The sequence below is a fragment of the Streptomyces sp. NPDC021100 genome (genome assembly GCF_044333095.1).
GTDB lineage: Bacteria > Actinomycetota > Actinomycetes > Streptomycetales > Streptomycetaceae > Streptomyces.
This window is the reverse complement of the sequence record NZ_JBIRQH010000019.1, coordinates 33,797-58,442: the sequence shown is the minus strand read 5'-3', so window position 1 is coordinate 58,442 and position 24,646 is coordinate 33,797. Positions and strand designations below refer to the sequence as shown.

18 protein-coding genes and 1 tRNA gene are annotated in these 24,646 nt (G+C 73.9%); 12 read left to right on the top strand and 7 right to left on the bottom strand.

Going from position 1 to position 24,646, the window contains the following annotated elements; translation table 11 throughout:
* Positions 1–66 precede the first annotated feature (66 nt).
* Both ACH4PU_RS28175 and ACH4PU_RS28170 read left to right on the top strand, forming a co-directional pair.
* Complete coding sequence (locus tag ACH4PU_RS28175) at positions 67–1,323, top strand: sensor histidine kinase (protein WP_398277848.1); 1,257 nt, start codon at positions 67–69, stop codon at positions 1,321–1,323.
* Between the two features lie 76 nt (positions 1,324–1,399).
* Positions 1,400–2,080 (top strand): response regulator transcription factor, encoded by a 681-nt coding sequence (locus ACH4PU_RS28170; protein ID WP_185941562.1) that lies wholly within the window; start codon positions 1,400–1,402, stop codon positions 2,078–2,080.
* Between the two features lie 88 nt (positions 2,081–2,168).
* Here ACH4PU_RS28170 and ACH4PU_RS28165 read toward each other — a convergent pair whose 3' ends face one another.
* Positions 2,169–2,888: a DUF461 domain-containing protein gene (locus ACH4PU_RS28165; RefSeq protein WP_398277844.1), complete on the bottom strand. Its 720-nt coding sequence runs from the start codon at positions 2,886–2,888 to the stop codon at positions 2,169–2,171.
* A 522-nt stretch (positions 2,889–3,410) separates the two neighbouring features.
* Here ACH4PU_RS28165 and ACH4PU_RS28160 point away from each other — a divergent pair.
* The 4 genes from ACH4PU_RS28160 to ACH4PU_RS28145 all read left to right on the top strand — a co-directional run bounded on the left by ACH4PU_RS28160 (position 3,411) and on the right by ACH4PU_RS28145 (position 6,035).
* On the top strand, positions 3,411–3,893 hold the full coding sequence (locus tag ACH4PU_RS28160; RefSeq protein WP_003953493.1) for a CarD family transcriptional regulator: 483 nt from the start codon (positions 3,411–3,413) through the stop codon (positions 3,891–3,893).
* Positions 3,894–4,242: 349 nt separating this feature from the next.
* Positions 4,243–5,037, top strand: coding sequence for a 2-C-methyl-D-erythritol 4-phosphate cytidylyltransferase (gene ispD, locus ACH4PU_RS28155; protein WP_398277841.1), 795 nt, complete (start codon positions 4,243–4,245; stop codon positions 5,035–5,037).
* Complete coding sequence (ispF, locus tag ACH4PU_RS28150) at positions 5,024–5,518, top strand: 2-C-methyl-D-erythritol 2,4-cyclodiphosphate synthase (protein ID WP_398277838.1); 495 nt, start codon at positions 5,024–5,026, stop codon at positions 5,516–5,518. Before ispD ends, ispF begins: the two co-directional genes overlap by 14 nt.
* 118 nt (positions 5,519–5,636) lie before the next feature.
* Positions 5,637–6,035 (top strand): PPOX class F420-dependent oxidoreductase, encoded by a 399-nt coding sequence (locus ACH4PU_RS28145; protein WP_398277835.1) that lies wholly within the window; start codon positions 5,637–5,639, stop codon positions 6,033–6,035.
* 52 nt (positions 6,036–6,087) lie between these two features.
* Here the strand turns inward: ACH4PU_RS28145 and ACH4PU_RS28140 are convergent, their stop codons facing one another.
* Together ACH4PU_RS28140 and ACH4PU_RS28135 are read right to left on the bottom strand one after the other, a co-directional pair.
* Positions 6,088–7,311, bottom strand: coding sequence for an acyltransferase family protein (locus ACH4PU_RS28140; RefSeq protein ID WP_398277832.1), 1,224 nt, complete (start codon positions 7,309–7,311; stop codon positions 6,088–6,090).
* 146 nt (positions 7,312–7,457) lie between these two features.
* Positions 7,458–8,651, bottom strand: a complete 1,194-nt coding sequence (locus tag ACH4PU_RS28135; protein ID WP_398277829.1) for an acyltransferase family protein — start codon at positions 8,649–8,651, stop codon at positions 7,458–7,460.
* A gap of 235 nt (positions 8,652–8,886) precedes the next feature.
* On the opposite strand from ACH4PU_RS28135, the gene cysS reads away from it, so the two are divergent.
* The 3 genes from cysS to ACH4PU_RS28120 all read left to right on the top strand — a co-directional run bounded on the left by cysS (position 8,887) and on the right by ACH4PU_RS28120 (position 13,062).
* Positions 8,887–10,275, top strand: coding sequence for a cysteine--tRNA ligase (gene cysS / locus ACH4PU_RS28130; protein ID WP_398277826.1), 1,389 nt, complete (start codon positions 8,887–8,889; stop codon positions 10,273–10,275).
* A gap of 90 nt (positions 10,276–10,365) precedes the next feature.
* Positions 10,366–11,316, top strand: coding sequence for a 23S rRNA (guanosine(2251)-2'-O)-methyltransferase RlmB (gene rlmB, locus ACH4PU_RS28125; RefSeq protein WP_398277823.1), 951 nt, complete (start codon positions 10,366–10,368; stop codon positions 11,314–11,316).
* A gap of 141 nt (positions 11,317–11,457) precedes the next feature.
* Entirely contained in the window at positions 11,458–13,062 is a 1,605-nt protein-coding gene (locus tag ACH4PU_RS28120; RefSeq protein ID WP_398277820.1) for a DoxX family membrane protein, read from the top strand.
* Between the two features lie 68 nt (positions 13,063–13,130).
* On the opposite strand, the gene ACH4PU_RS28115 is transcribed toward ACH4PU_RS28120, so the two are convergent.
* From ACH4PU_RS28115 to ACH4PU_RS28105, 3 genes are all read right to left on the bottom strand, one after another.
* The gene (locus ACH4PU_RS28115) at positions 13,131–13,853 is read right to left on the bottom strand and encodes an NDP-sugar synthase (protein WP_398277817.1); all 723 of its coding nucleotides are present in this window, start codon (positions 13,851–13,853) and stop codon (positions 13,131–13,133) included.
* A 66-nt stretch (positions 13,854–13,919) separates the two neighbouring features.
* Positions 13,920–14,336: a hypothetical protein gene (locus tag ACH4PU_RS28110; RefSeq protein WP_185941551.1), complete on the bottom strand. Its 417-nt coding sequence runs from the start codon at positions 14,334–14,336 to the stop codon at positions 13,920–13,922.
* Positions 14,337–14,560: 224 nt separating this feature from the next.
* Positions 14,561–15,697 carry an ABC transporter ATP-binding protein gene (locus ACH4PU_RS28105; protein WP_398278098.1) on the bottom strand — a complete coding sequence of 379 codons (1,137 nt, stop codon included), beginning with the start codon at positions 15,695–15,697 and terminating at the stop codon, positions 14,561–14,563.
* A gap of 208 nt (positions 15,698–15,905) precedes the next feature.
* Here ACH4PU_RS28105 and ACH4PU_RS28100 point away from each other — a divergent pair.
* From ACH4PU_RS28100 to ACH4PU_RS28090, 3 genes are all read left to right on the top strand, one after another.
* Positions 15,906–15,979 (top strand) — tRNA-Thr (locus ACH4PU_RS28100).
* A gap of 306 nt (positions 15,980–16,285) precedes the next feature.
* Entirely contained in the window at positions 16,286–20,167 is a 3,882-nt protein-coding gene (locus ACH4PU_RS28095) for a serine protease (protein ID WP_398277814.1), read from the top strand.
* A 53-nt stretch (positions 20,168–20,220) separates the two neighbouring features.
* Positions 20,221–21,168 (top strand): bifunctional riboflavin kinase/FAD synthetase, encoded by a 948-nt coding sequence (locus tag ACH4PU_RS28090; protein WP_398277811.1) that lies wholly within the window; start codon positions 20,221–20,223, stop codon positions 21,166–21,168.
* Positions 21,169–21,355: 187 nt separating this feature from the next.
* Here ACH4PU_RS28090 and ACH4PU_RS28085 read toward each other — a convergent pair whose 3' ends face one another.
* Positions 21,356–24,439 carry an SCO5717 family growth-regulating ATPase gene (locus tag ACH4PU_RS28085; protein ID WP_398277808.1) on the bottom strand — a complete coding sequence of 1,028 codons (3,084 nt, stop codon included), beginning with the start codon at positions 24,437–24,439 and terminating at the stop codon, positions 21,356–21,358.
* Positions 24,440–24,646 lie beyond the last annotated feature (207 nt).

The following is a 24,646-nucleotide window of genomic DNA, read 5'->3' as shown; positions in this document are numbered from 1 at the left end:
AACGTGTGTTCGAGGCGCCCCCCTTTTGACTGTGGGGCTGTCGGTGCCCCCGCATAACCTGGAGGCATGAACGTGGACGCGGCCGTCGCCGCAGCGGCAGCCCTCGCCGGCCTGTGCACCGGTGTGATCGCCATGCTGGCGTTCCGCTGGAGCGAGCGCGACCAGGCACGCCCCAGCCGCAGCTCGCTGCACACCGACGCGGTCCTGCCACCCGGTGTCGACACCGTCCTGTCCGTGCTGCGGTCCTCCGCCGTCGTCCTCGACGAGGGCGACGCCGTCGTCAAGGCCAGCTCGGCGGCGTACGCCCTGGGCCTGGTGCGCGGCGGCCGGCTGGCCGTGGACGCGATGCTCCAGATGGCCCGCGACACCCGCCGCGACGGGGAGATACGCCAGGTCGAGCTGGACCTCCCGCGCCGCGGCACCGGCCGCGGGGAGGCCCTCGCGGTCTCCGCCCGGGTGGCGCCGCTGGGCTCCCGCCTGGTGCTGCTGCTGGTCGAGGACCTCACCGAGGCCCGCCGCATCGAGGCGGTCCGCCGGGACTTCGTCGCCAACGTCAGCCATGAGCTGAAGACCCCGGTCGGCGCGCTGTCGCTGCTCTCCGAGGCCGTGATGGACGCCAGCGACGACCCCGAGGCCGTCACCCGCTTCGCCGGCCGGATGCAGATCGAGGCCACCCGGCTGACCAACCTGGTCCAGGAGCTGATCGACCTCTCCCGGGTGCAGAACGACGACCCCCTGGAGGACGCCGAGCCCGTCCGCGTGGACGAGCTCGTCGCCGAGGCCGTCGACCGCTGCCGCCACCAGGCCGGCACCAAGCAGATCACCATGGCCTCGGGCGGCGCCGCCGGCCTGCACGTCTGGGGCAACCGGGGCCAGCTCGCCGCGGCCCTCGGCAACCTCGTCGAGAACGCCGTCAACTACAGCCCCGCCCGCACCAGAGTGGGAATCGCCGCCCGCCGGGTCGCCGCACCCGGCGGCGACCTGATCGAGATAGCCGTCACCGACCAGGGCATCGGCATATCCGAGAAGGACCGCGAGCGGGTTTTCGAACGCTTCTACCGGGTCGACCCCGCCCGCTCCCGCGCCACCGGCGGCACCGGCCTCGGCCTGTCGATCGTCAAACACGTGGCCGCGTCGCACGGCGGCGAGGTCACCGTCTGGAGCGCCGAGGGCCAGGGCTCCACCTTCACCCTCCGCCTCCCGGAGGCGGGCGTCGGCCGCGACCGGCTCCGGCTGCGCCACCTCGACTCCGACGATCCCCGGGACGCGGCCGAGGCGACGGGCCACCTCCACGGCCTCGCCGGCTCGGAGCCGCTCCGGTGAGGCTCCCGCGCCCCGCGCGCCCCGATGCCTTCTTCCGCCCGCACCGCCAGAACGAGATCCGACCGGAGGTCGCCCCGTGACCCGAGTGCTCGTCGTCGAGGACGAAGAGTCCTTCAGCGACGCGTTGTCCTACATGCTGCGCAAGGAGGGGTTCGAGGTCGCCATCGCGGCCACCGGCCCCGAGGGCCTGGAGGAGTTCGAGCGCAACGGCGCCGACCTCGTCCTGCTCGACCTGATGCTGCCGGGCCTGCCCGGCACCGAGGTCTGCCGGCAGCTGCGGGGACGCTCCAACGTGCCCGTCATCATGGTCACCGCCAAGGACAGCGAGATCGACAAGGTCGTGGGTTTGGAGATAGGGGCCGACGACTACGTCACTAAGCCCTTCTCCTCGCGCGAGCTGGTCGCCCGCATCCGCGCGGTGCTGCGCCGCAGGGGGGAGCCCGAGGAGGTCGCGCCCGCGGCGCTGGAGGCCGGCCCGGTGCGGATGGACGTGGACCGGCACGTCGTCACCGTCGCCGGCGGCAAGGTCGACCTTCCGCTGAAGGAGTTCGACCTGCTGGAGATGCTGCTGCGGAACGCCGGGCGGGTGCTGACCCGGATGCAGCTCATCGACCGGGTGTGGGGCGCCGACTACGTGGGCGACACCAAGACGCTCGACGTCCACGTCAAGCGGCTGCGCGCCAAGATCGAGCCGGACCCGGGGGCCCCGCGCTACCTGGTGACGGTGCGCGGCCTCGGCTACAAGTTCGAGCCGTAGGCCGCGGAGTCACCGCGGCGGCGGCCAGGGCCCGGAGCCGACGGCTCCCGGGCCCTGCCGCGTTTCCGTCCCGGATTCCGGGACGGACTCAGTGCTCGGCGTCGGGCGCCGCCGGGGTCTGGCGGTTCTTGTCGCCCTTGTCGTTCTTGTCGCCGCTCTCCGGCTTCCCGTCCTTCTTGGACTTGTCCTCGGCCTTGCCGGACGCCGGGGCGGTCGCGCCGCCCGGCTTGCCCTGCTTGCCGCCGCCCGGCTTGCCCGGCTGCGGGGACGGGGAGGTCTGCGGGGACTGGGAGGGCTCCGCCGGGCCCCAGTCCTTGAAGTAGCTGGTGGCCGGGACGACGAAGGCGCCGATCCGCACGTCACCGGTGCTGCTGAAGACGAACGACAGCTGCTGCTGCGCGCCGTCCTTGAGGCTCTCGCGGCCGTTCGGCAGGACGGCGGAGGCGTTGCCCTTGCCGCCCAGCGTCACCGAGCCCCCGGCCGGGACGACGACCGGGCCGCTGCCCTTGGCGCCGGTGAGCTGCACCGCGACGTTCTTGCCGGGCAGCTTGACGGCGGTCAGCGTCTGGTCCTTGGCACCGTTGTTGAACACCTGGCCCGTGATCACGGCCGGTCCGGTGGTGGTCTGCCCCGGCTGGGTGACCACGTTGACGTTCTGGAGCTTGATGTCACCGACGGAGGCGGCGACGTTGTCCGGCTTGACCTGCAGCGTCTGCGCGTCGTTGCCCGCCGCGCAGGCGGAGAGCGAGGCGATCGAGAGCGCGAGGACGGTGGCGGCGAGAGCGCCGCGTCGAAGGCTGCTGCTCACGGCGGCGGCATCTCCTTGGACGAAGTAAGAGGTGTGTCAGCGGGCTTAGGTTACCGAGCCGTCGCGTGGCCCCCGCACCCGACCCGCCCCTCAAGGTCCACTCGGCCGCCGAGCGTCCTACCACCGGCTTATCGGAGGAGCTGTCCGGTGGATTATCCGTAAGGAATGTGAGTGGTGAGGGGGAACGAGTTCCGGAATTGATCAAGTTCGGCTTGATCAATTCCGTAATGCGCGCGCGGAAGGTCCCGCCGCCCCGAACGGAGTACCGGAACTGCCGCGAACGGACCCCGGCAAAACGGGACGTTCGACCGCTCGCGCGCCCGTCCCGGTACGTGTAACGTGCCCGTTTCGCTTGCCCCGGACAACCGCTCCGACCTGCGAATACCTGCTTCCGGAACCCCCGCGCAGCACGTCCCGGCCGTTGTTGTCAAGCCCCGAGATATGCCCTGACCTGCGGAAACGCCATTCAGAACGAACACTTCCCGTGTTAGACTGGATAGCCACGGAAGGGGTACCTGTCACATGACGTTCAAGGTTGGCGACACCGTGGTCTATCCCCATCACGGGGCCGCGCTGATCGAGGCCATCGAAACTCGCCAGATCAAAGGCGTGGACAAGACCTACTTGGTGCTGAAGGTCGCCCAGGGTGACCTGACGGTTCGGGTGCCGGCGGACAATGCGGAGTTCGTCGGTGTTCGCGATGTGGTCGGCCAGGACGGGCTCGACCGGGTCTTCGAGGTCCTTCGGGCGCCGTACGCCGAAGAGCCCACGAACTGGTCCCGCCGCTACAAGGCGAACCTGGAGAAGCTCGCCTCCGGCGATGTGATCAAGGTCGCCGAGGTCGTGCGCGACCTGTGGCGCCGGGAGCGCGAGCGCGGTCTGTCCGCCGGTGAGAAGCGCATGCTCGCCAAGGCCCGCCAGATCCTGGTCAGCGAGCTCGCCCTCGCGGAGAACACGAACGAGGACAAGGCCGAGGCCCTGCTCGACGAGGTCCTCGCGTCCTGACGCACACCTGACGCTCAGGTGCCGGCTCCCCGCCGCACAACAGAAGTGCGACGCAGAGGTCGCGACGTGGAAGTGCCGCGGTGCCCGCCGACGAACGAAAGCTCGTCCGACGGGCGCTGCGGCATCTCTGCTCCGGCCGGGAACCGGTGTTTCCCCGCCCGCGCCACCCATGTCCGTACCACCGCCCCGAAGGCCGGTGCGCGGACGCCGGTGAGCGAGCGGCCGGACCAGTCGTTCACGGAAGGGGCTGGTCACGGTGAGCGCCCGGCACGTCCCGAGCCCTGCGCGCTCGGGGTTCCCCCAGGCCATACCCAACTCGGCCGAGGAAGCAAACCTGAACGCCAACGCGATGTCTGATCGAGCCACCGTTCCCGTTCGGCCGGAGCGCTCCGGCGCGCCCGCGCCCCGGACCGCCGCGGTGATCCCCGCGGCCGGCCGCGGCGTCCGGCTCGGCCCCGGCGCCCCCAAGGCGCTGCGCGCCCTGAGCGGCACGCCCATGCTGGTCCGCGCCGTCCGCGCCATGACCGCCTCCCGGGCGGTCTCCCTGGTCGTGGTCGTCGCCCCGCCGGACGGCGAGGCCGAGGTGCGGTCCCTGCTCGACGAGTTCCCGCTCGCGGGCGACCGGACCGACGTGGTGGTCGTCCCCGGCGGAGCCACCCGGCAGGAGTCCGTGGGCCTGGGCCTGCGGGCGCTGCCCGACGACGTCGGGACCGTCCTCGTGCACGACGCGGCCCGTCCGCTCGTCCCCGTCGACACGGTCGACTCCGTCGTCGCCGCCGTCCGCGCCGGTCACCCGGCCGTGGTGCCGGCCCTGCCGCTGGCCGACACGGTCAAGCAGGTCGCCCCGCGGGACGGAGCGGACGCGACCGCTCCCGAGACCGTCACCGGCACCCCGGAGCGCGCGCTGCTGCGCGCCGTGCAGACCCCCCAGGGCTTCGACCGGCGCACGCTGGACGCGGCCCACGCGCAGTTCGGGAAGGCGGTCGGCGACGGCGCCACCGACGACGCCGGGATGGTCGAACGGCTGGGCGTCCCCGTCGTGGTCGTCCCCGGCCACGAGGAGGCGTTCAAGGTGACCAGGCCGCTGGACCTGGTGCTGGCCGAGGCAGTGATCGCCCGGAGGAGGGCAAATGACGGTTTTTAGCCCGGGGCTCCTGCCTCTGGTGGGCATCGGCACGGATGTGCACGCCTTCGAGGAGGGCCGCGAGCTGTGGTGCGCGGGCCTGCTCTGGGAGGACGCGACACACGGCCTGGCCGGCCATTCCGACGGCGATGTCGCCGCGCACGCGGCCTGTGACGCGCTCTTCTCCGCCGCGGGCGTCGGCGACCTGGGCGCCCACTTCGGCACCGACCGGCCCGAGTGGTCCGGCGCCTCCGGCGTGACCCTGCTGGCCGAGGCCGCCCGCATCGTCCGTGCCGAGGGCTTCGAGATCGGCAATGTGGCGGTGCAGGTCATCGGCGTCCGGCCGAAGATCGGCAAGCGGCGGGCCGAGGCCCAGCGCGCGCTGTCCGAGGCGGTGGGCGCGCCGGTGTCCGTCTCCGGGACGACCTCCGACGGGCTCGGCCTGACCGGCCGTGCGGAGGGCCTGGCGGCGGTGGCGACGGCGCTGGTGTTCCCGCGCTGAGCGCCTGGGGCGTTGTCCCCTTGTGTGCCGCCGCGGTGGCATACCGTGATCGGGTACCGACACTCCGTCGTGCGCGCGCCCGCCCGGCGCGCGCCCGTCACTCGAGGGAAGGGCCCGGATGCTCTCGGACGACCTGAAGCAGTACCTGGACGACAACCCCGCCTTCGTCACCGTCGCCACGGTCCAGCCGGACGGCAGCCCGCAGCTGTCCGTCACCTGGGTCAAGCGGGACGGCGACGACCTGCTGATCTCCACGACCGTCGGGCGCCGCAAGGAGAAGAACCTCCGCCGCGACCCGCGGATCACCGTCATGGTGAACCCGCCGAACGCCCCCTACACCTACGCCGAGGTCCGCGGTACCGCGGAGCTGACCACCGAGGGCGGTCAGGAGCTCATCGAGGAGCTGTCCCGGAAGTACACGGGCAAGGCGTACGCGGACTTCAACCCGGACGCGAAGAACGACGGCCGGCGGGTCGTCGTGCGCGTCTCGCCCCGCAAGGTGGTCGGCAGCCTCTGAGCGGCCGTGCGCGCCCGCCGTTCCCCGGCGGGCGCGCACGTGCGGTCGTCCGTCAGCCGCCGTCGCCCGTACCGGCGCCCACGCGGCCGGAGTCGGCCGGTTCGAAGGGCTTGGGGTGGCGGGGCTCCTGGAGGATCGTCAGGCCGCTCTGCGGGTCGGGTGCGCGCAGGGCGGGGACGGTGGAGTTGCGGCGCATCTCCTCCATGCCCTGCTGCATCGCGCGCCTCAGACGTTTGCCCACCGGGCGTTCGACGCACCGGTGGATCAGCCAGGCGGCCGTCAGCATCACCGCGATCAGGCCGGCCACCAGCGGGTACGGCGGGATGTACGAGCGCAGGCCGTGGATGACGGTCATGCCGATGTACTGGTGGATCAGGTACAGCGGGTAGGTGAGCGCGCCGGCGGTGGTGAGCCAGCGCCACTGGATCCGGTTGAAGTACCCCAGCGCGATCAGCGCCATGATCACGAAGGCCGCGACCACCAGCAGCTTGGCCGGCCAGGTGGGGATGCTGCTGTTGGTGTTGTCGGCGACCCGCTTGGGCACCCCGTGCAGCGCGATCAGCAGGGAGACCGTGACGATGGCCCAGAGCAGCGCCGTGGGCTTGAACCGGTGCATCAGGTAGAAGGCGATGCCGGCCACGAAGTAGGGCGTGTAGAGCGGTGTCGCCCACATCTCCAGCAGCTTGCTGCCGGACTGCGGGGCGATGACCGCCGCGACGGTCCAGACGCCGCAGAACAGGACGCACTTGCGGTACGTGACGCCGGTGGCCACCACGATCGCGAAGAGGACGTAGAACTTGAGCTCGATGAACAGCGTCCAGTAGACGCCGTCCACGTCCCACACCCCGAAGGCCTCCTGGACCATCGTGAGGTTGGTGAGGACGACGTCCCAGCTCTCCACGCTGCGCACCTGCGGCCACAGCGTGATCACCCCGGCGGTGAGGAAGACCGCGAACCAGTAGGCGGGGTAGATCCGGGAGACGCGGGAGACCACGAAGTCGCCGAGCGACCGCCCCCAGGTGCTCATGCAGATGACGAACCCGCTGATCAGGAAGAAGACCTCGACGCCGACGAAGCCGTAGCGGGTGACCGTCCGCAGGACGGGGAAGACCTTGTCCGGGTGCTGGTCCCAGCCGCCGCGCAGGGCGGTGTAGTGGAAGACCACGACCATGAGGGCCGCCACCAGACGGAGTCCGTCCAGTACGGCGAGCCGGGGTGCCGGGCGCCGGACGGCTCGTGGGGCGCCGTCGAGTTCACCTCGCCTGGCGAAGCGCATGTCGTCCTCTTCCGTTTCCGTGGGCTAGTCGGATCGTCATACAGAGCGGGGGTGTGCGGGAATGCTGACACAGAGGACGTGCGCATGGCTGCGACCGTGGTCTCCTGTCCCTGTTTTTCTCCACCGTCTCCCCTGGATGGTGGTATTCATCCACGCCCTTCGCCGACGGTTCGGTGACGACCGGGTGACCGGACGGTGCCGGTGGCACCCGGCGGTCCGGCTCCCCGCCGGGTGACGGCGCGCCGGAGCGCGTCCCCGAGCCGGCGGGCCAGCGGGCGCTCGATCCCCCGGTGCACCAGCCAGGCGGCCGCCAGCGCCCCCGCCAGCAGGAGGGGGAGCAGCACCAGGCGTGGAAGGTGTCCGTCCGCGTGCCGGATGACCACCCACCCGACGCGCTCGTGGAGCAGGTAGAGGGGATAGGTCAGTGCACCCGCGGTGGACAGCCAACGCCAGTCGAGCCGCCGTGTCCACCCCAGTGCGACCGCCATCACGGAGAGGTAGAACACGCCGACCAGGGCGAGGGTGGGCCAGTGGGGCACCCGGTGGCCCATGTACGCCTCCGCGCGGCGCTCCGCGACCAGCAGATCGTGCTGGGCGATCAGGAAGGTGCCGCCGACGATCAGCCAGAGGAGCGGGGCCGGGCGGAAGCGGTACATCAGGTAGAAGGCGATGCCCGCGATGAAGTACCAGCAGTCGTAGGGCAGCAGGACGCGTTCGAGCAGCGGGTCGCCGGTCGCCCGGGCGACGACCGCCCCGGCGCCCCAGATCCCGCAGAAGGCCACCACGCGCCGGTAGTCGAGCCCCTTGTGGACGACGAGTGCGAACAGCAGGTAGAAGCGGACCTCGATCCAGAGGGTCCAGTACACGCCGTCGACCGGTTCCACTCCCAGGGGGTCCTGGAGCATCGTGAGGTTGACGGCGACGTCCTGGAGGGCGGTGGGGGAGTTGACCACGGGCCACAGCCGGACGACGAGGGCGACCAGCAGCACCGCGAACCAGTAGGCGGGGAAGAGGCGGGTGATCCGGGAGACGGCGAACCGCCCGACGTCCTTGCCCCAGCCGCTCATGCAGATCACGAACCCGCTGATCAGGAAGAAGAGCTGGACGCCCAGCCAGCCGTAGGAGGCCGGCAGGTACGCGGTGGGGAAGAGGGCGCGGGCGGAGCGGTGGCCCCAGGCGCCGCTGTCGAAGGCGATCCAGTGGTACGCGACGACCATCAGCGCCGCGCACAGCCGCAGCCCGTCCAGGGCGGCCAGCCGGCCCGGGCGGCGCGCGGGGGGTGCCGGTGGCCGCTCCCGGGGTTGGGGGTGGTCCTGTTGTACCGGCAGAGTGGAGTGCAACGCCCCTCCTGGTGTCCGCGGCGCTCCGGTCCCGAGGTGTGCCCGGGAAGTTACCACGCGGAATTGCATTTTTGCCGCAAAACATTAAATAGCGGGCAAAGCATCCCGAGGGGGCGCGCGCGGACCGCTCCGCGCCCGGCCGCGCACGCCCCCGAGGACACCGGGGGTCCGGATCAGGGTCGGATCAGGGTGCCGGGCGCCCGGGGCACTGCCGTGGGCCCACTACCCTGGTTCCGTGACTATTCGCCTGTACGACACCAGCGCCCGGCAGATCCGTGACTTCTCCCCGCTCGTCCCGGGCTGCGTCTCGATCTACCTGTGTGGCGCGACCGTGCAGGCCGCGCCGCACATCGGGCACATCCGGTCGGGGCTGAACTTCGACATCATGCGCCGCTGGTTCGCCTACCGCGGCTACGACGTGACGTTCGTCCGCAACGTGACCGACATCGACGACAAGATCATCAAGAAGGCGGCCGAGCAGAACCGCCCCTGGTGGGCGATCGGCTACGAGAACGAGCGCGCGTTCAACGCCGGCTACGACGCCCTGGGCTGCCTGCCCCCGACCGTCGAGCCGCGGGCCACGGGCCACGTCCCCGAGATGATCGAGATGATGCGCGGGCTGATCGAGCGCGGTCACGCCTACGCCGCGGACGGCAACGTCTACTTCGACGTCCGCTCCTACGCCGACTACCTCCGCCTCTCCAACCAGGAGCTGGAGAACCTGCTCCAGCCCTCCGGCGAGGGCGAGACCGGCAAGCGCGACCCGCGCGACTTCGCCATGTGGAAGGCGGCCAAGGAGGGCGAGCCCAGCTGGGAGACGCCCTGGGGCCGCGGCCGTCCGGGCTGGCACCTGGAGTGCTCGGCCATGGCGCACAAGTACCTGGGCACCGCCTTCGACATCCACGGCGGCGGCCTCGACCTGATCTTCCCGCACCATGAGAACGAGATCGCCCAGGCCAAGGCCTTCGGCGACGACTTCGCCGCCTACTGGGTGCACAACGCCTGGGTCACCATGAGCGGCGAGAAGATGTCCAAGTCGCTGGGCAACTCGGTGCTGGTCTCCGAGATGGTCAAGGAGTGGCGCCCGATCGTCCTCCGCTACTACCTGGGCACCCCGCACTACCGCTCGATGATCGAGTACAGCCCGGAGGCGCTGCGCGAGGCCGAGTCCGCGTTCGCGCGGATCGAGGGGTTCACGCAGCGGGTCGTCGAGAAGGCCGGTCCGGTGGAGCCCGCGGCCGAGGTGCCGCCCGCGTTCGCCGAGGCGATGGACGACGACTTCGGCGTCCCGCAGGCGCTGGCCGTGGTGCACACCACGGTCCGGCAGGGCAACGCGGCCCTCACCGCCGACGACAAGGAGGGCGCCGTCGCCCGCCTGGCCGAGGTGCGGGCGATGCTCGGCGTCCTGGGCCTGGACCCGCTGGACGAGCGGTGGTCCGGCGGCGGCCGCGGCGACGACCTGCACGGCGTGGTCGACTCGCTGGTCCGGATGGTGCTGGAGCAGCGCCAGGCGGCCCGCGTCCGCAAGGACTACGCCACCGCCGATGCCCTCCGCGACCAGCTCCAGCAGTCCGGTCTCGCGATCGAGGACACCCCGTCCGGCCCGCGCTGGTCGCTGTCCTGAGCGCCGGTCGCCGTCCTGAGCGACACTTTTCGTACGTACGTCTACTGAGCCGCGGCCAGCGGCTCTGGCAGTGAAGAAACAGGTGACCCCATGGCCGGCAACAGCCAGCGCAGGAACCGCCGCACGTCCAACAAGAAGGGCGCGACGGTCGGCAGCGGCGGCCAGCGACGCCGGGGCCTGGAAGGCAAGGGCCCGACCCCGCCCGCGAGCATGCGGAAGGGCCACAAGAAGAACCGTGTCGCCAACGCCGCGGCCAAGCAGGCCGCCCGCCGCCCGGCCCCGCGCCGCGGCGGCCCCAAGGGCACCAACGAGCTCGTCGTCGGCCGCAACTCGGTGGTCGAGGCGCTGCGCGAGGGCGTCCCCGCGACCACGCTCTACGTCCAGCAGTACCTGGACAACGACGAGCGCGTCCGCGAGGCGATCCAGCTCGCCACGGAGAAGGGCCTCAACCTCATGGAGGCCCCGCGTCCGGAGCTCGACCGGATGACCAACGGGCTCAACCACCAGGGCCTCGTCCTCTCGGTGCCGCCGTACGACTACGCGCACCCCGAGGACCTCACCGCGGCGGCGCAGGCCGACGGCGAGGACGCGCTGATCGTCGCCCTCGACGGCATCACCGACCCGCGCAACCTCGGCGCCGTCGTCCGTTCCGTCTCCGCCTTCGGCGGGCACGGCGTGGTCGTGCCGGAGCGGCGCGCGGCCGGCATGACGGCCAGCGCCTGGAAGACCTCGGCCGGCACCGCCGCCCGGACGCCCGTGGCCCGCGCCACCAACATGACGCGGATGCTGGAGGCGTACCAGAAGGAGGGCCTGATGGTCGTCGGCCTGGCCGCCGACGGCGACGTCGAGCTGCACGAGCTGGACGCCCTGGAGGGTCCGGTCGTGATCGTCGTGGGCAGCGAGGGCAAGGGCCTCTCCCGGCTCGTCGGCGAGACCTGTGACTTCCGGGTGCGGATCCCGATGCCGGGCGGCGCCGAGTCGCTGAACGCCGGTGTCGCGGCGGGCGTCGTGCTGTACGAGGCGGCGCGCCGCCGGGCGTGAGCTTCCCGCCGTCCGCAAGGCCCCGGACGGGCTGATTCGCGCCCCGTCCGGCCCTTGCGGGCCCGCTCGTTGTCCGCCTTGACGGGTCTCGGACACCCGTGTCGGTCAAGGCAGTGTCCTAAGCTCCGGTCACTCGGTTAGATGAGCGTGGACACCAGAACACCCCGCACACCTACGGGGGGAAGCTCTTCCGGGTACGACGACCAGCCCGCGCTGAGTACGGTGAAAGTCCCGTCCGACCCCGCGCAGGTCTCCGGCAACCACCTGAGCTTCCGCGTGCAGCTCGCGCGTCCCCCGCACGCCGCCGCCCGGCACTACGCCGGAGTCGCCGCCGACACGGCGCAGCTGCCCACCGTCAAGGGCCCGGCCAGGCGCCGGGCCCCCGTGGTGTGGAGCGGGCGGGCCGAGCCCGGTGACGCGGCGCCGACCCGGCTCCTCGACGCCGTACGGGAGTCCGGGGCCGCCCGCACCGCCGGCGGCGGCGAGGCCGGGGCCACCCAGGTCCTGCCGCGGATCGGCGTCGACGACGCCCCGACCACCGTCATCGGCCCCCGCGGGCCCCTGGAGCCGGGGGAGCCGCTGCTCAGCGGCGTCCGCCCGACCCATGGCGCGTTCGACGAACAGCCGTATGGCCACGGGGGGTTCGACGAGGCCGACGACGACTGGTCCGACGAGGACGACGAGGGCGAAGGCCGCGACCGCGGCGACTCCGTCCTGCACGCCTACTACCCCGGGCGCCGGATGAACCTGGGCGTCGTCCTGCTGCCGCTGCGCGTCTTCCTCGGACTGATCTCCGTCTACGCCGGCATGGGCAAGCTCTGCGACCCCGTCTACTTCGACGGCGGCAAACGCGGCTCCATGGTCACCTGGCTGACCTCGCTGCACCCCTGGCCCGCCGCCGCCCCGCTCCGGGAACTGGCGCTGGCCCACCCGGTGGGCGCGGGCCTGACCGTGGCCTTCCTCCAGATCATCGTCGGCGTCCTCACCATCTTCGGCCTCTGGCAGCGCCTCGCCGCGTCCATCGGCGTCCTGCTCTCGGCCACCCTGCTGGTCACCGTGAGCTGGCGGACCGTGCCGGCCTACGACGCGCCGGACATCATCTACCTGGCCGCCTGGAGCCCGTTGGTGATCGCGGGCGCCCCGGTGTACTCCGTCGACGGCCGGCTCGCCGGCGAGGCGTGGCGGCGGCTCGGCCCCCGGGCCGGGATCGGGCAGCTGCGGCGGCGGGTGCTGCGCCGCGGCACGGTCATGGCGACGGTGCTCATCGGCCTTTCCCTGCTGGTCGGTTCGATGCTCGGTGGCGCGGTCCGCTCCTCGCGGCCGGCTCCGGCGCCGGGCCCGTCCGCCCCGCCGGTCAACAACCTGCCCGGCTCGCCGCTCCCGCAGCGTCCGTCGGCCGGTTCCTCCCCGCGGGGCGGGACGCACGGCCCCGCGACGCCGGGGACGCCCCGGCCGAGCGCCACGGGCCGGAAGTCCCCGTCGCCGAGCGCGAAGCCGGCCGTCCCGGGGTCGGCCAAGACGCCTACGGGAGCGGCGACTTCCGGCCACGCGGAGGCCGGCACCGGCGCCCCGCGCCCCGCGCCCCGGACGCCTCACCAGCGTCCCGCCGCCCCGGCCGCACCGCACAGTCCCTCGGGCGCCGCGAACACCGGCGGCTCGGGCAGCGGCGGGACGTCGTCGGGCGGCACGGGAACGTCCGGCGGCTCGACGGGCGGTGGCGGCGCCCTCGGCGGCCTCCTGGGCTGACACACCGGTATCGCGCGCCGCGGCCCCGTACCCGGTTGGGTACGGGGCCGCGGCGCGTGCGGTGGGCGTCAGCCGGCGAGTTCCCTGGCCGCCTCCGTCAGGTCCTTGGCCGTGTCGATGGCCCGCCAGTAGGCGCCGTGCGGCAACGGGTAGCCGGCCAGCCGCCGTTCGCGGGCGAGGCGGGGGAAGGTGGTGCGCTCGTGGTCGCCGCGCTCGGGCAGCAGGCCGGCGAATTCCGCCGAGAAGACGTAGACGCCCGCGTTGATCAGGTAGGGCGAGGGCGGGGCCTCGATGAAGTCCAGCACGTGTCCGAACTCGTCGGTCTCCACCGCACCCCAGGGGATCCGGGGCCGGGCCAGGGCGAGGGTCGCGGTGGCGTCCCGCTCGTGGTGGAAGGCGGCCATCTCGCGCAGCGAGAACCGCGTCCAGATGTCCCCGTTGGTGGCGTACCAGGGCCGGTCCGGGTGGGGGAGCGAGGCGGCGGCGTGCCGGAGGCCGCCGCCGCGGCCGAGCGGCTCCTTCTCGACCACCGTCGTCACCCGCAGCGGGAGATCGGCCGACGCCAGCCACGCCTGGAGCACCTCGGCGAGGTGGCCGCAGGAGACGACGGCGTCGGTGACGCCCTCGGCGGCGAGCCAGGCCAGCTGGTGGCCGATGATCGGCATGCCGGTGCCGGGGATCTCGACCATCGGCTTGGGACGGTCGTCGGTGTAAGGGCGAAGCCGCGACCCCTGGCCTCCGGCCAGGATCACGGCTTGCGCGGGCGTGGGGACGGGGTGCGTGCCGGTCATGCCCCGCACGATATGCCGTGCCGCGGGGTGCGGTGCGACCGGCCGCCGCCGGGGGCGGGAGGGCCGTCAGTGGCCCTGGGCCACCCCGGAGGCGTACGAGGTGTCGCAGACCGGGCGCGAGTACGCCTGGGCCTTCTTCGCGGAGTGGTACTTGGCGACGGCGGCCTGGCCGAGGACGCGGGCGATGTCCACACAGTAACGGGCCAGCGAGGGACGGCCGTTGGTGGCGGCCTGGAGGTGGGTCAGGGCCACCCCGGGGTTCTTCTCCTGGAGCTCCGTGAGCAGCTTGTCGCGCAGCACCTCGTGCGGGGCGCGGGCCCTGGCCTGGCTGGAGGCGGTGTCCGAGGACGCGGTGAGCACCTGGGACTCGGCGTTGGGCGCCGCCCACGGGACCCGGGTGACGGCGAGGGTCCCGGAGAGCACCATGACGACGGGGAGGACGAGGGCGAGGGTTCTGCCGATGCGGCGGGCGGCCTGGTTCATGCCGCAGATGGTAGCGAGGCGTAATGAGACCGCGACATTTAGTCACCCGATCGGGTGGCATTACCTCGGCCCTTCGGTGGGAAGGGTTGACGCCCGGGGTGCCGGACCAGGGAAGGACGGCGCCAAATCGGTGACGCGTCCGGTTGACCGGCCGTGAGGGGGCGTCGCGTCCCCCGTCGGGCGGCCGTCGTGCCGCCCGCGCCGGGGCGGCACGACGGCGGGAATCAATCGCTCAGGCGCTCGCCCGACGAGGTCGAGAAGACGTGCAGCTCGCCCGGGCGGGGGACGACGTGGAGGGCGGAGCCCTTCTCCGGCACCCGCCGGCCGTTGACGCGGACGACCAGGTCCTTCTGCTCGCCGCCGACCTCCGCCGTGCCGTACACGTAGCCGTCGGCGCCCAGCTCCTCGACCACGTTGACCGTGACGGCCAGCCCGGCGGGGGCGTCGGCGGCCTCCTTGCCCAGCATCCGCGCCGTCTCGCCGTTCTGCTCGACGACGTCGAAGTGCTCGGGCCGGACGCCGACGGTGACCGTCCGGTCGCCGCGGTCGGCCGCGGCGGCCAGTGCCTCGCGGGAGACCGGCACCACGCTGTTGCCGAACTTCACGCCGCCGTCGGTGATCGGCACCTCGACCAGGTTCATGGCCGGGGAGCCGATGAAGCCCGCGACGAACAGGTTGGCCGGTCGGTCGTACATGTTGCGCGGCGAGTCGATCTGCTGGAGCAGCCCGTCCTTGAGCACCGCCACCCGGTCGCCCATCGTCATGGCCTCGACCTGGTCGTGGGTGACGTAGACGGTGGTGATGCCCAGACGCCGCTGGAGGCCGGCGATCTGGGTGCGGGTCTGCACGCGGAGCTTGGCGTCCAGGTTGGACAGCGGCTCGTCCATCAGGAACACCTGCGGCTCGCGGACGATCGCCCGGCCCATCGCCACCCGCTGCCGCTGGCCGCCCGAGAGCGCCTTCGGCTTGCGGCCCAGGTACTCGGTGAGGTCCAGGATGCGCGCCGCGTCCTCGACCTTCTGCCGGATCTCCGCCTTGGGCACGCCCGCGATCTTCAGGGCGAAGCCCATGTTGTCGGCGACGGTCATGTGCGGGTAGAGCGCGTAGTTCTGGAACACCATGGCGATGTCCCGGTCCTTCGGCGGCAGGTGGGTGACGTCGCGGTCGCCGATGCGGATCGAGCCGCCGTTGACGTCCTCCAGCCCCGCGAGCATCCGCAGCGAGGTGGACTTCCCGCAGCCCGACGGGCCGACCAGGACGAGGAATTCGCCGTCCTCGATCTCGATGTCGAGCTGGTCGACGGCGGGCTTGTCGGAGCCCGGATAGATCCGGGTCGCCTTGTCGTACGTGACCGTGGCCATGGTGGTGGGTCCCTTCACCGGCAGGAACGTGCCGGACGATCCGAGTAGAGGGAGTGGTGTTGAGTGGTCCAGTCCAATTCGGACGGATGCGGTGACGGTACCCGGGGAGGGGGCCGTTGTCAGCAGGTCGCGGTCGCGAAAATTGGGGGGAGCGACGAGGCTGTCTGCGGTTAGACTGCTCTCGCGTGCTTGCCGCGTGTTTGTGCGTGCCGCCTTAGCTCAGCTGGCCAGAGCACCTGTCTTGTAAACAGGGGGTCGTCGGTTCGAATCCGACAGGCGGCTCTTGTCGCGCGTAGCGCGAAGCCCGGGCCCTGTGGCCCGGGCTTTGTCGTGCCCCGGTCCCGCCCCCCCCCCCCCGCCCCCGGGGGGGGGGCCCCCCCCCCCCCCCCCCCCCCCCCCCACGACCCCCCTCCCTCCATCTCTATCCATCTGATACGCACGATTCACCCCAACGGGCAGGCGCTCGGAGTGAACCAGGGGGGTGCAAGGGGGCGCGTTCGGCTCGCGATCTGTCCTGCCGATCACCGGCTGCCTACCTTCGGAACGTACGGGCGTACGCACGTACGGTCACGCGGGGAGGTTCGGCGGATGAGCGGTCGGCGGGCCGACGCGGACGAGTCCTTGGTGCGCATCAGGGATCTCGCCGGGCGGCGGCGCGGCACGGGCTTCCCGGTCGACGACAGGTCCACCCTGATCACCAGCCACGAGGCGGTCGACGGCCTCGCCTGCCTGGTGCTGCACGCCGCGGGCGACCGCACGGTGGTGGTCGGCGCCGACGCCGTCACCCCGCTGCCCGACTGCGACCTGGCCCTGGTCCGGACGGAGGGCCTGGACCTGCCGCCGCTCCCCGTCGCCGCGACCGAGCACATCGAGGGCGGCACCGAGGTCCGGCTGCGGGCCGGCCGCTGGCACGACGCCGCGGTCGTCGGCGAACCCCTGGTCACGTACACCGCCACGGACCGCTTCCACCTGCTGCGCACCGCCCTGGAGCTGTCCCTGCCGGAGCGGACGCCGCTGCGGCTGGGCGAGGAGGCCACCGGTGGCCCGGTGCTCGACGCGGGCACCGGAGCGGTCGTCGCCGTCCTCGGTACCGCGCTGCACGCCGAGCGCCGGGCGGGCGGCTACGCGATCCCGCTGCGGGCCACGGCCGCCGCCGACCCCGAGGGGCCGCTGGCCCGGCTCCTGGACCGGAACGCGGCCACCGTGCCCGCCTACGGCCGCGACCTCAACCTCGCCGGCGCCCTCCAGCTCACCGGCACCTCCCTCGGCTCGGTGGTCACCCCCCGCACCTGGCGCGAACCCGTCGAGCGGCCCGAGACGATCCGCGAGTTCGACTGCTTCCTGGCCGGCGGAGCACCCGGCGCGCGGGCCCTGACCCGGGCCGCCGGCGGGCACGGGCCCGGCGGGCCGTACGTCCTGGGCCTGGTCGGCGAGCCCGGCACCGGGCGCACCACGGAGCTGGGCGCCCTCGCCGCCCGGCGCTCGCGCGGCGCGGAACCGGCGCCGACGCTCTGGCTGCGCGGCGCCGACCTGCGCGCCGACGACGAGAGCCTGCGCGACGCCATCGCCCGCGCACTGCGGGCCGCCGGGCGCATCGTCACCGCCTCGGCGGGCGCCCAGGGCACCGTCGGCGACACCTCCGCGGCCACCCCGGAGGCCGTCGCCCGGCTCGGCCACCGGGTCGGCCGCCCCCTGCTCGTCCTCCTCGACGGGCCCGAGGAGATGCCGCCGCTGCTCGCCCACGCGCTGCCCGCCTGGACCGCGGCCACCGCCCGCTGGCTGGAGCGGACCGGCACCCGGCTGGTCGTCGCCTGCCGGCCCGAGCACTGGGAGACGGCCGGCGCCCTCTTCCCGCCGGCCGCCCTGCACTCCCCGGCCACCGCCCTCGGCACCGGCGCCCCGGCCCTCACCGCCGCGCCGCCTGCCGCGCTGCCCGCCTGCGTCCGGCTCACCGGCCTCACCCCCGAGCTCGCCGAGCGCGCCCGCGCCTCGTACGGCGTCCCGGCCGGCGGGCTCGCCCCGGCGGACGCCGGGCATCCGCTCGCCCTCCGGCTGCTGGCCGAGGTCCACGCCGCGCTCCCGGACGGCGCGGACCGGCCGGAGGGCGCCCCCGCCCCCGACCGGTGGGACGTCTTCGCCGCCCACCTCGACCTCGTCTGCCTGCGCATCGCCGTCCGCCTCGCCGCCGCCCGGCGGCCCCCGCTGCGCGGCACGGCCGTCCGCCGGCTGGCCGCCAAGGTGGCCGGGCAGGTGCACGAGGCGGCCCGGCAGTGCCTCGGCCCGGGCCAGGGGGAGCTGGAGCGGGAGACGTTCGAGCAGCTCTTCCCCTGGCGCACCGGCTGGGCCTCCGCCGTGCTCACCGAGGGGCTGCTCGTCCCGGCGGGCAGCGGCTACCGGTTCGCCCACGAGGAGTTCGCCGACTGGCTGCACGGCACCCACCTCGACCTGGACGCCGCCCTGCACGCCCTCGTCCACCGCTGGTACGAGCCGGAGGGCCCGCCCGCCGAGGCGGCCGTCCGGCTGCCGTCCCGCCGCGGCGGCGGCCCGGCCCGGGCGCCCGAGGGGCACGTCCCGCCGCCTCCCGGCTCCCGGCCACCGACCAGACGCCGGGGCCGGCGCGGCGACGACCGGCAGGAGCGGCCCACGCTGCTGCCCGTCCCACGGCACCGCATCGGCCCCGTCCTCCAGTCCCTGCTGCTGCTCGGCCGCCGCTCGGGCCCCACCGAGCTCTCCCGGCGGCTGACGGGTCTGGTCCACGCCGTCGAGACGCTCTCCGGCCGGGAGGGCGCGCCCGCCCCGGCGGCGGGCGGCGGTGCGGTCGAGGCCGGAGAACGTCTCGACGGCCGGCCTCCGGTGCTCACCGACCCGGCCTGGTGGGCCGCCCACCTGCTCTCCGAGACCCTGCTGCGGGTCCCGGACGCCACCCCGTACCTCGGGGTGCTGCGGCTGCTCGCCGAGCGGGTCGCCGGCTGCGCCCGCGCGGCCGGCGGCTTCGACTCCACCGCCACCGAGGCGCTCGGCGGCCTGACCCGGTTCGGCCCGCCGTTCTGGCTCCGGCTGCGCCTGGGCCTCGGGGACCGCCTCGACCTGCTCCGCCGCCTCGTCCCCGCCGACGCCCCACCGCCCGGCGCGGCCGGCGGGACGCCCCAGCCGCCCGCCGCCGACCGCTTCCTCCCGGCGGCGGCCGCCCTGCTCGGCGACGAGCCGTGTGCCGCCCAGGCGCTGATCTGCCGCTGGTTCGACGACGACCGCACGCTGCTGACCGCACCGGACGGCGGCGCCGAGTTCGCGGCGCCCACCGTCGCCACGGCCGCCCAGGCCATGCTCCACACCCACCGCAGGCGCGCCCTCGACGACCTCACCGACGCCCTGGTCGGCGCCGCCCACCCGAAGGCCGACGAACTGCTGGCCGCCCTCGCCGAGGACGAGCCGTCCGCCGTCTGCCGGGCCGTCGACCGCTGGGCCCACGACGACCGGGTGGAACTGCACGTCGCCGCCGCCGCGTACGGCCTGAGGGCCGTGCCCTACGTCACCACCGAGGCCGACCGCGAGCTGCTGCGCTACTCCGCGCTGGCCCTCCTCGCCCGTCCCGCCGAGGACGCCCTGCGCGGGCCGGCGCTGGCCGTCCTGGTCCGCGACCCGCTCACCCGCGCCAAACACCTGCCGGAGGCCGTCGCCCGGTTCGCCGCAGGCGACCCGCAGGTCCCGGCCGCCGCCCTGGCCGCCGCGCTGACCACCCACCCCGAGCCGGTGCTCGGCGCCTTCCGCGCCCGCCTCTACCAGCCCGGCGACGGGCCGGCGGACGTCCTGCGGATCCTCGCCGAGGTCACCGACCCGGCGCTGGCCCGCCGCGCGGCCTCCCTGGTCCGCGAACACGTCGAGCACCGGCCGGACAACGCCCCGCACGTGGCCGCCTTCATCGACCGGCGGCTGGAGGACGGCCCGTCCGCCCGCGCCGTTCTCTTCCCGCTCGTCACCCACCTGCTGCGCACCCGCCCCGCCCCCGTCCGCCGCGCCCTCGCCCCCGTGCTCGCCGCGCCCGGCACGGCCGCCTCCCGGGGGCTGCGGCGCGAGCTGCTGGAAGTGCTGCTGGAACGGGAGGAGCAGGAACCGTACGAGCGGGGCGGCGACGTCCTCGACGCGCTGCTGCGGGCGGCGGCCGAGGGCGCGTCCGAACGCTCCGAGGCGCGCACCCGCGACCTCGTGCTCCGGGTCGGGGAGCTGCTGGCCCGCACCACGGAGGGCGCGGCCCGCTTCGACCGCCGGCTGGTGCAGCTCGCGGGCGAGGTCCCGGCGTTCGGCGCCCGGCTGCGCCGCTGGCTGCGGACCGCGCCCGCGCAGTGGGCGCCCGTGGTGGGGCCGGGGGCGCGGATCCGGCTGACGGCGGGAGGCTCCGGTGGCCCGGGCGGTGCGGACGGTCCGGGGGCCCCGGCCGATGCGGACCGCCGCCAACCGGCATGGCACTCTTAGACCTGCGTAATCGACAGAGACAAGAGTTCGGGTTCGGGCGAGGAGCGGGCACAGTGCAACGCTGGCGTGGCTTGGAGGACATCCCCCAGGACTGGGGGCGCAGCGTCGTCACCATCGGCTCGTACGACGGTGTCCACCGCGGACACCAGCTGATCATCGGTCGTGCGGTGGAGCGGGCGCGCGAGCTGGGGGTGCCGTCGGTCGTGGTGACCTTCGACCCGCACCCCAGCGAGGTCGTACGGCCGGGCAGCCACCCGCCGCTGCTGGCGCCGCACCACCGGCGCGCGGAGCTGATCGCGGAACTCGGCGTGGACGCGGTGCTCGTCCTGCCCTTCACGGCGGAGTTCTCCAAGCTGTCGCCGGCCGACTTCGTGGTGAAGGTCCTGGTCGACAAGTTGCACGCGAAGCTCGTCGTCGAGGGCCCCAACTTCCGCTTCGGCCACCGCGCCGCGGGCACGGTCGCGCTGCTGGAGGAGCTCGGCACCACCTACGACTTCGGCGTCGAGGTCATCGACCTCAAGCTCACCGGCGAGGCCGGCGCCGGCCTGCCGTTCTCCTCGACGCTGACCCGCCGCCTGGTCGCCGAGGGCGACGTGGCCGGCGCCATGGAGATCCTCGGCCACCCGCACCGCGTCGAGGGCGTCGTCGTCCGCGGCGCCCAGCGCGGCCGCGAACTCGGCTTCCCCACCGCCAACATCGAGACCCTGCCCCACACCGCCATCCCCGCCGACGGCGTCTACGCCGGCTGGCTCGTCGTCGAGGGCGAATCGATGCCCGCGGCGATCTCCGTCGGCACGAACGTGCAGTTCGACGCGACGGAGCGGACGGTGGAGGCGTATGCGATCGACCGGGTCGACCTGGATCTGTACGGGCTGCACGCCGCGGTGGACTTCCTCGCTTATCTGCGGGGGATGGAGAAGTTCGAGACGCTCGACGCGCTGCTGGAGCGGATGGCTGACGATGTGAAGCGGGCGCGGGAGCTGGTGGCGGCGGCTCGGTGAGGGGCCCCGGTCCCGCCCTCTCACCGTTTCCTGGGGCTGCGCCCCAGACCCCCTTTTTCGCGGCTCCGCCGCTCAGCGCGCTTCGGGGGTGCGGGGGCGCAGCCCCTGCAAGAAACTGGGGGCACCTCCCAGCGGTAGCCGGGGGAGAAAGGGCGGGACCGGGGCATCCCCCCGGCCCCGCCGGACCTCACTGCTGCTGCGGCCACCCCCCGGCCGCCGGATTCTGCTGCCCGGGCTGAAGGGGCGGCGCAGCCGCCTGAGGCGGCTGCCCACTCGTCCCCCACAGCCCCTGCTGCTGCTGAGCCCGGACGAAGTCCTCGGCCACCATCGCCGACAGAGTGAAGTAGGCCTCCCGCGTCTTGGGCCGCATCATCTCCAGGTCCAGCTCCGCCCCCGCCGCGAGATGCTCGTCGAAGGGCACGACCACGACCCCCCGGCAGCGCGTCTCGAAGTGGGACACGATGTCCTCGACCTTGATCATCTTCCCGGTCTCGCGGACCCCCGAGATGACGGTGATGCTGCGCCCGACGAGCTCGCCGTATCCGTGCGCCGCCAGCCAGTCGAGCGTGGTGCTGGCGCTGCTCGCGCCGTCGACGGACGGGGTGGAGACGATGATCAGCTGGTCGGCGAGGTCGAGCACGCCGCGCATCGCGCTGTAGAGCAGACCGGTGCCCGAGTCGGTGAGGATGATCGGGTACTGCCGCCCCAGGACGTCTATCGCCCGCCGGTAGTCCTCGTCGTTGAAGGTCGTGGAGACGGCCGGGTCCACGTCGTTGGCGATGATCTCCAGGCCGGACGGCGCCTGCGAGGTGTAACGGCGGATGTCCATGTAGCTGTTGAGGCCGGGGATGGCCTGCACCAGGTCACGGATGGTCGCGCCGGTCTCGCGGCGCACCCGGCGCCCGAGGGTGCCGGCGTCCGGGTTGGCGTCGATGGCCAGGATCTTGTCCTGGCGCTCGCTGGCCAGGGTGGCGCCGAGGGCGGTCGTCGTCGTGGTCTTGCCGACACCGCCCTTGAGGCTGATGACGGCGATCCGGTAGCAGGACAGGACGGGCGTGCGGATCAGCTCCAGCTTGCGCTGCCGCTCCGCCTCCTCCTTCTTCCCGCCGAACTTGAACCGGCCCGAACTCTGCTTCTTCGGCTTCGGCTTGCTCTTGAGCAGCCGCTCCGAGGACAGCTCGACCGCGGCCGTGTAGCCGAGCGGCGCGCCGTGCACGGACCGCTGCCGCTGCTCCGGCGTCACCGTCGGCCAGCCGCCGGTGCGCGGGTCGACGGGGCCGGCGGCCGACGCGTCGGCCGGCTGGACGGGCTGGACGGGACCGGGCTGCTCGGGCTGTGCGCCGGGAGTGCCCTGGGGTCCCTGCGCGCCCTGGGGGTTCTGGAATCCCTGGGTGAAGGCGCCGGCGTCGGCAGGGCCGGCCTGCGGCTGGGGCGCGTACGGGCCGGGGGCCGGGGTGCCCTGGGGGGCGGCGGGCGGCTGGGGCTGCGTCTGGGGGAGGGGGTACGCGTGCTGCGCGGGGGGCGCGGGCGTCTCCCCGGCGGGAGTTCCGGGATGCGGGAAGCCGTAACCGCCCTGCGGGGCGGCGCCCGTCGGGTGGGGGAAGCCGTATCCACCCTGCGGCGTGGACGCGGGCGCGGCGGCTCCGGCGGTGGGTGCCGCGGGGGGCGGGAAGCCGTAACCGCTCTGAGGTGCGGGCGCGGACGCGGGCGCTTCGGGCGTAGATGCCGTCGGCTGTGGGAAGCCGTAACCGCCGTGCGGAGCAGGCGGGGTGACGGGTGCCTGCGGCGCGGGGGCCGGAGCCGGAGTGGGCGCGGGCGGGGCCGCCGCCGGATCCGGCTGCGGGGTGCCGTATCCGCCGTGCCCGCCGTAGCCGCCGTACGCGGGAGGCGGGGTCGGGGTCGGGGGTGCCGCCAAAGGAGTCGGCTGTCCGGCGGCGGCCAGCGGGAAATCGCCCTGGTCGGATGCCGCTTCGGCGGCCGGAGCGGGGATGTTCGGCGTGCCGTACGCCGGGAGCGCCTGCGGTGCGGGCGGGGCGTACGGGCCGGGCTGAGCGCCGTCCTGCGGAGCGGGCGCCGGTGCCGTGGCGAACGGGGTGCCCGCGCTCCCGGCATAGGGAGCGGCCTCCGGGCCGGGCGCCGTGGGCGGCGCGAAGGCCCCGGGACCATCCGCCGCGGCGGATGCGGGCGCGCCCGCGGTGTCCGCCTGAGCCGGGGAGGCTGGGGAGGCCGGGGGAGCGGTCGGAGCGGCGGGCGGCGCGGGCGGCATCGCGGGGGCCTGCGGAAGCGCCTGCTGCGCCGTCTGCGGAACCACTTGCTGTGCCGCCTGAGGTGCCGCGGGCGCGGTCCACGGGGCCGGCGAGGCCTGGCCGTCGGCGGGCTCCGCGGGACGGAAGTCCGGCGGCAGGGGCGGGAGGGACGCCGGCGGAACGGAGGGCGGGGTCCAGGACTCGGTGGACGCGCTGGGCGCCTCCGTCTCCTCCGGCGTCACGGAAGCGGAAACGGAAGCGGACGCAGACGGCGACGGCGACGGAGCCGACGGCGCGTCACCGGACGCCGCCGCTCCCGCCCGGTTGCGCAAGGAGCTCGCCGAGAACCGCATGGTGCCCTCACTGCGCAGAGTGCCACTGTTGTCGGCTTCGCCCGAAATCTCCGACGTTTCTGCCGACTTGTCTGTCTCCACCGACTTGTCCGCCTCCGCGGACGCGACGGTCGCGCCGGATTCTTCCGGCCGCCCGGATTCCGGCCGCCCGGATTCCGGTGCGTGCGCGGCGATTTCGTCCCGCAGCGCCGCGGCCGAGAACCGCATGGTCGCGGGCGTCGTCGTCCCCCCGGCCGGCGCGGGCTCCTCGTCGGCGCCGGCGCCCGAGCCGTCGAGGCCGTGTCCGGCCACGATGCCGGGCCGCGCGTCGCCGCTGCGGTCCGCGCTCCCGTCGGCGTCCTTCCCGCCGACGGCGTGGGCGTCGACGGCAGGAGTGTCGACGGCAGGCGTGTCCGCCGCACGGCCTTCCCCCGCGCCCTCAGCCGTGGCCGGCGCCGCGCCGGCGTCCGTCCCCTCTCCCGAGGCGGGCGGTGCCGGAGGGGCCGGAGGCACCGGGGGGACCGCCGGAGCGGGCGGGGAGGTCTGGACGTACCAGGCGGGTGGCGTGTAATCGATGGTGAACTCGCCCGTGTGCTCGACTTCCTGCTCCTGGTCCAGCTCGTGGTCGGCGTCGGACCGGTTCTCGCCGGCTGTGGTCCCGGCCGCGCGGATCTCGTTCCGATCGCTGCTCACAATGCCTCCTGCTGGTGTGGTCCGGCGCTTCGGGGAATCGCCTGCCGGCACCGGGCCGTTCCCGGGGCACGACCGCCCGATTCCCCCATACGTCACGCTGCGGGCCCCCGGCGTCGGGTTCTCCATGCGTACGGTCATCAAGACTAATCGTCATCCGTAGCACTGCGGCAGGGCCGCACGCTCCCGCACCGGCCCCGCGGGTCACGG

What these genes read in the sequence shown, in the direction of transcription:
- ACH4PU_RS28145 (WP_398277835.1), top strand. Translation starts at nt 5,637, where the DNA reads ATGCTCTCGGACGACCTGAAGCAGTACCTGGACGACAACCCCGCCTTC.
- ACH4PU_RS28120 (WP_398277820.1), top strand. Translation starts at nt 11,458, where the DNA reads ATGAGCGTGGACACCAGAACACCCCGCACACCTACGGGGGGAAGCTCT.
- ispD (WP_398277841.1), top strand. Translation starts at nt 4,243, where the DNA reads ATGTCTGATCGAGCCACCGTTCCCGTTCGGCCGGAGCGCTCCGGCGCG.
- ACH4PU_RS28105 (WP_398278098.1), bottom strand. Translation starts at nt 15,697, where the DNA reads ATGGCCACGGTCACGTACGACAAGGCGACCCGGATCTATCCGGGCTCC.
- ACH4PU_RS28175 (WP_398277848.1), top strand. Translation starts at nt 67, where the DNA reads ATGAACGTGGACGCGGCCGTCGCCGCAGCGGCAGCCCTCGCCGGCCTG.
- ACH4PU_RS28160 (WP_003953493.1), top strand. Translation starts at nt 3,411, where the DNA reads ATGACGTTCAAGGTTGGCGACACCGTGGTCTATCCCCATCACGGGGCC.
- ACH4PU_RS28115 (WP_398277817.1), bottom strand. Translation starts at nt 13,853, where the DNA reads ATGACCGGCACGCACCCCGTCCCCACGCCCGCGCAAGCCGTGATCCTG.
- ACH4PU_RS28110 (WP_185941551.1), bottom strand. Translation starts at nt 14,336, where the DNA reads ATGAACCAGGCCGCCCGCCGCATCGGCAGAACCCTCGCCCTCGTCCTC.
- ACH4PU_RS28140 (WP_398277832.1), bottom strand. Translation starts at nt 7,311, where the DNA reads ATGCGCTTCGCCAGGCGAGGTGAACTCGACGGCGCCCCACGAGCCGTC.
- rlmB (WP_398277823.1), top strand. Translation starts at nt 10,366, where the DNA reads ATGGCCGGCAACAGCCAGCGCAGGAACCGCCGCACGTCCAACAAGAAG.
- ACH4PU_RS28095 (WP_398277814.1), top strand. Translation starts at nt 16,286, where the DNA reads ATGAGCGGTCGGCGGGCCGACGCGGACGAGTCCTTGGTGCGCATCAGG.
- ispF (WP_398277838.1), top strand. Translation starts at nt 5,024, where the DNA reads ATGACGGTTTTTAGCCCGGGGCTCCTGCCTCTGGTGGGCATCGGCACG.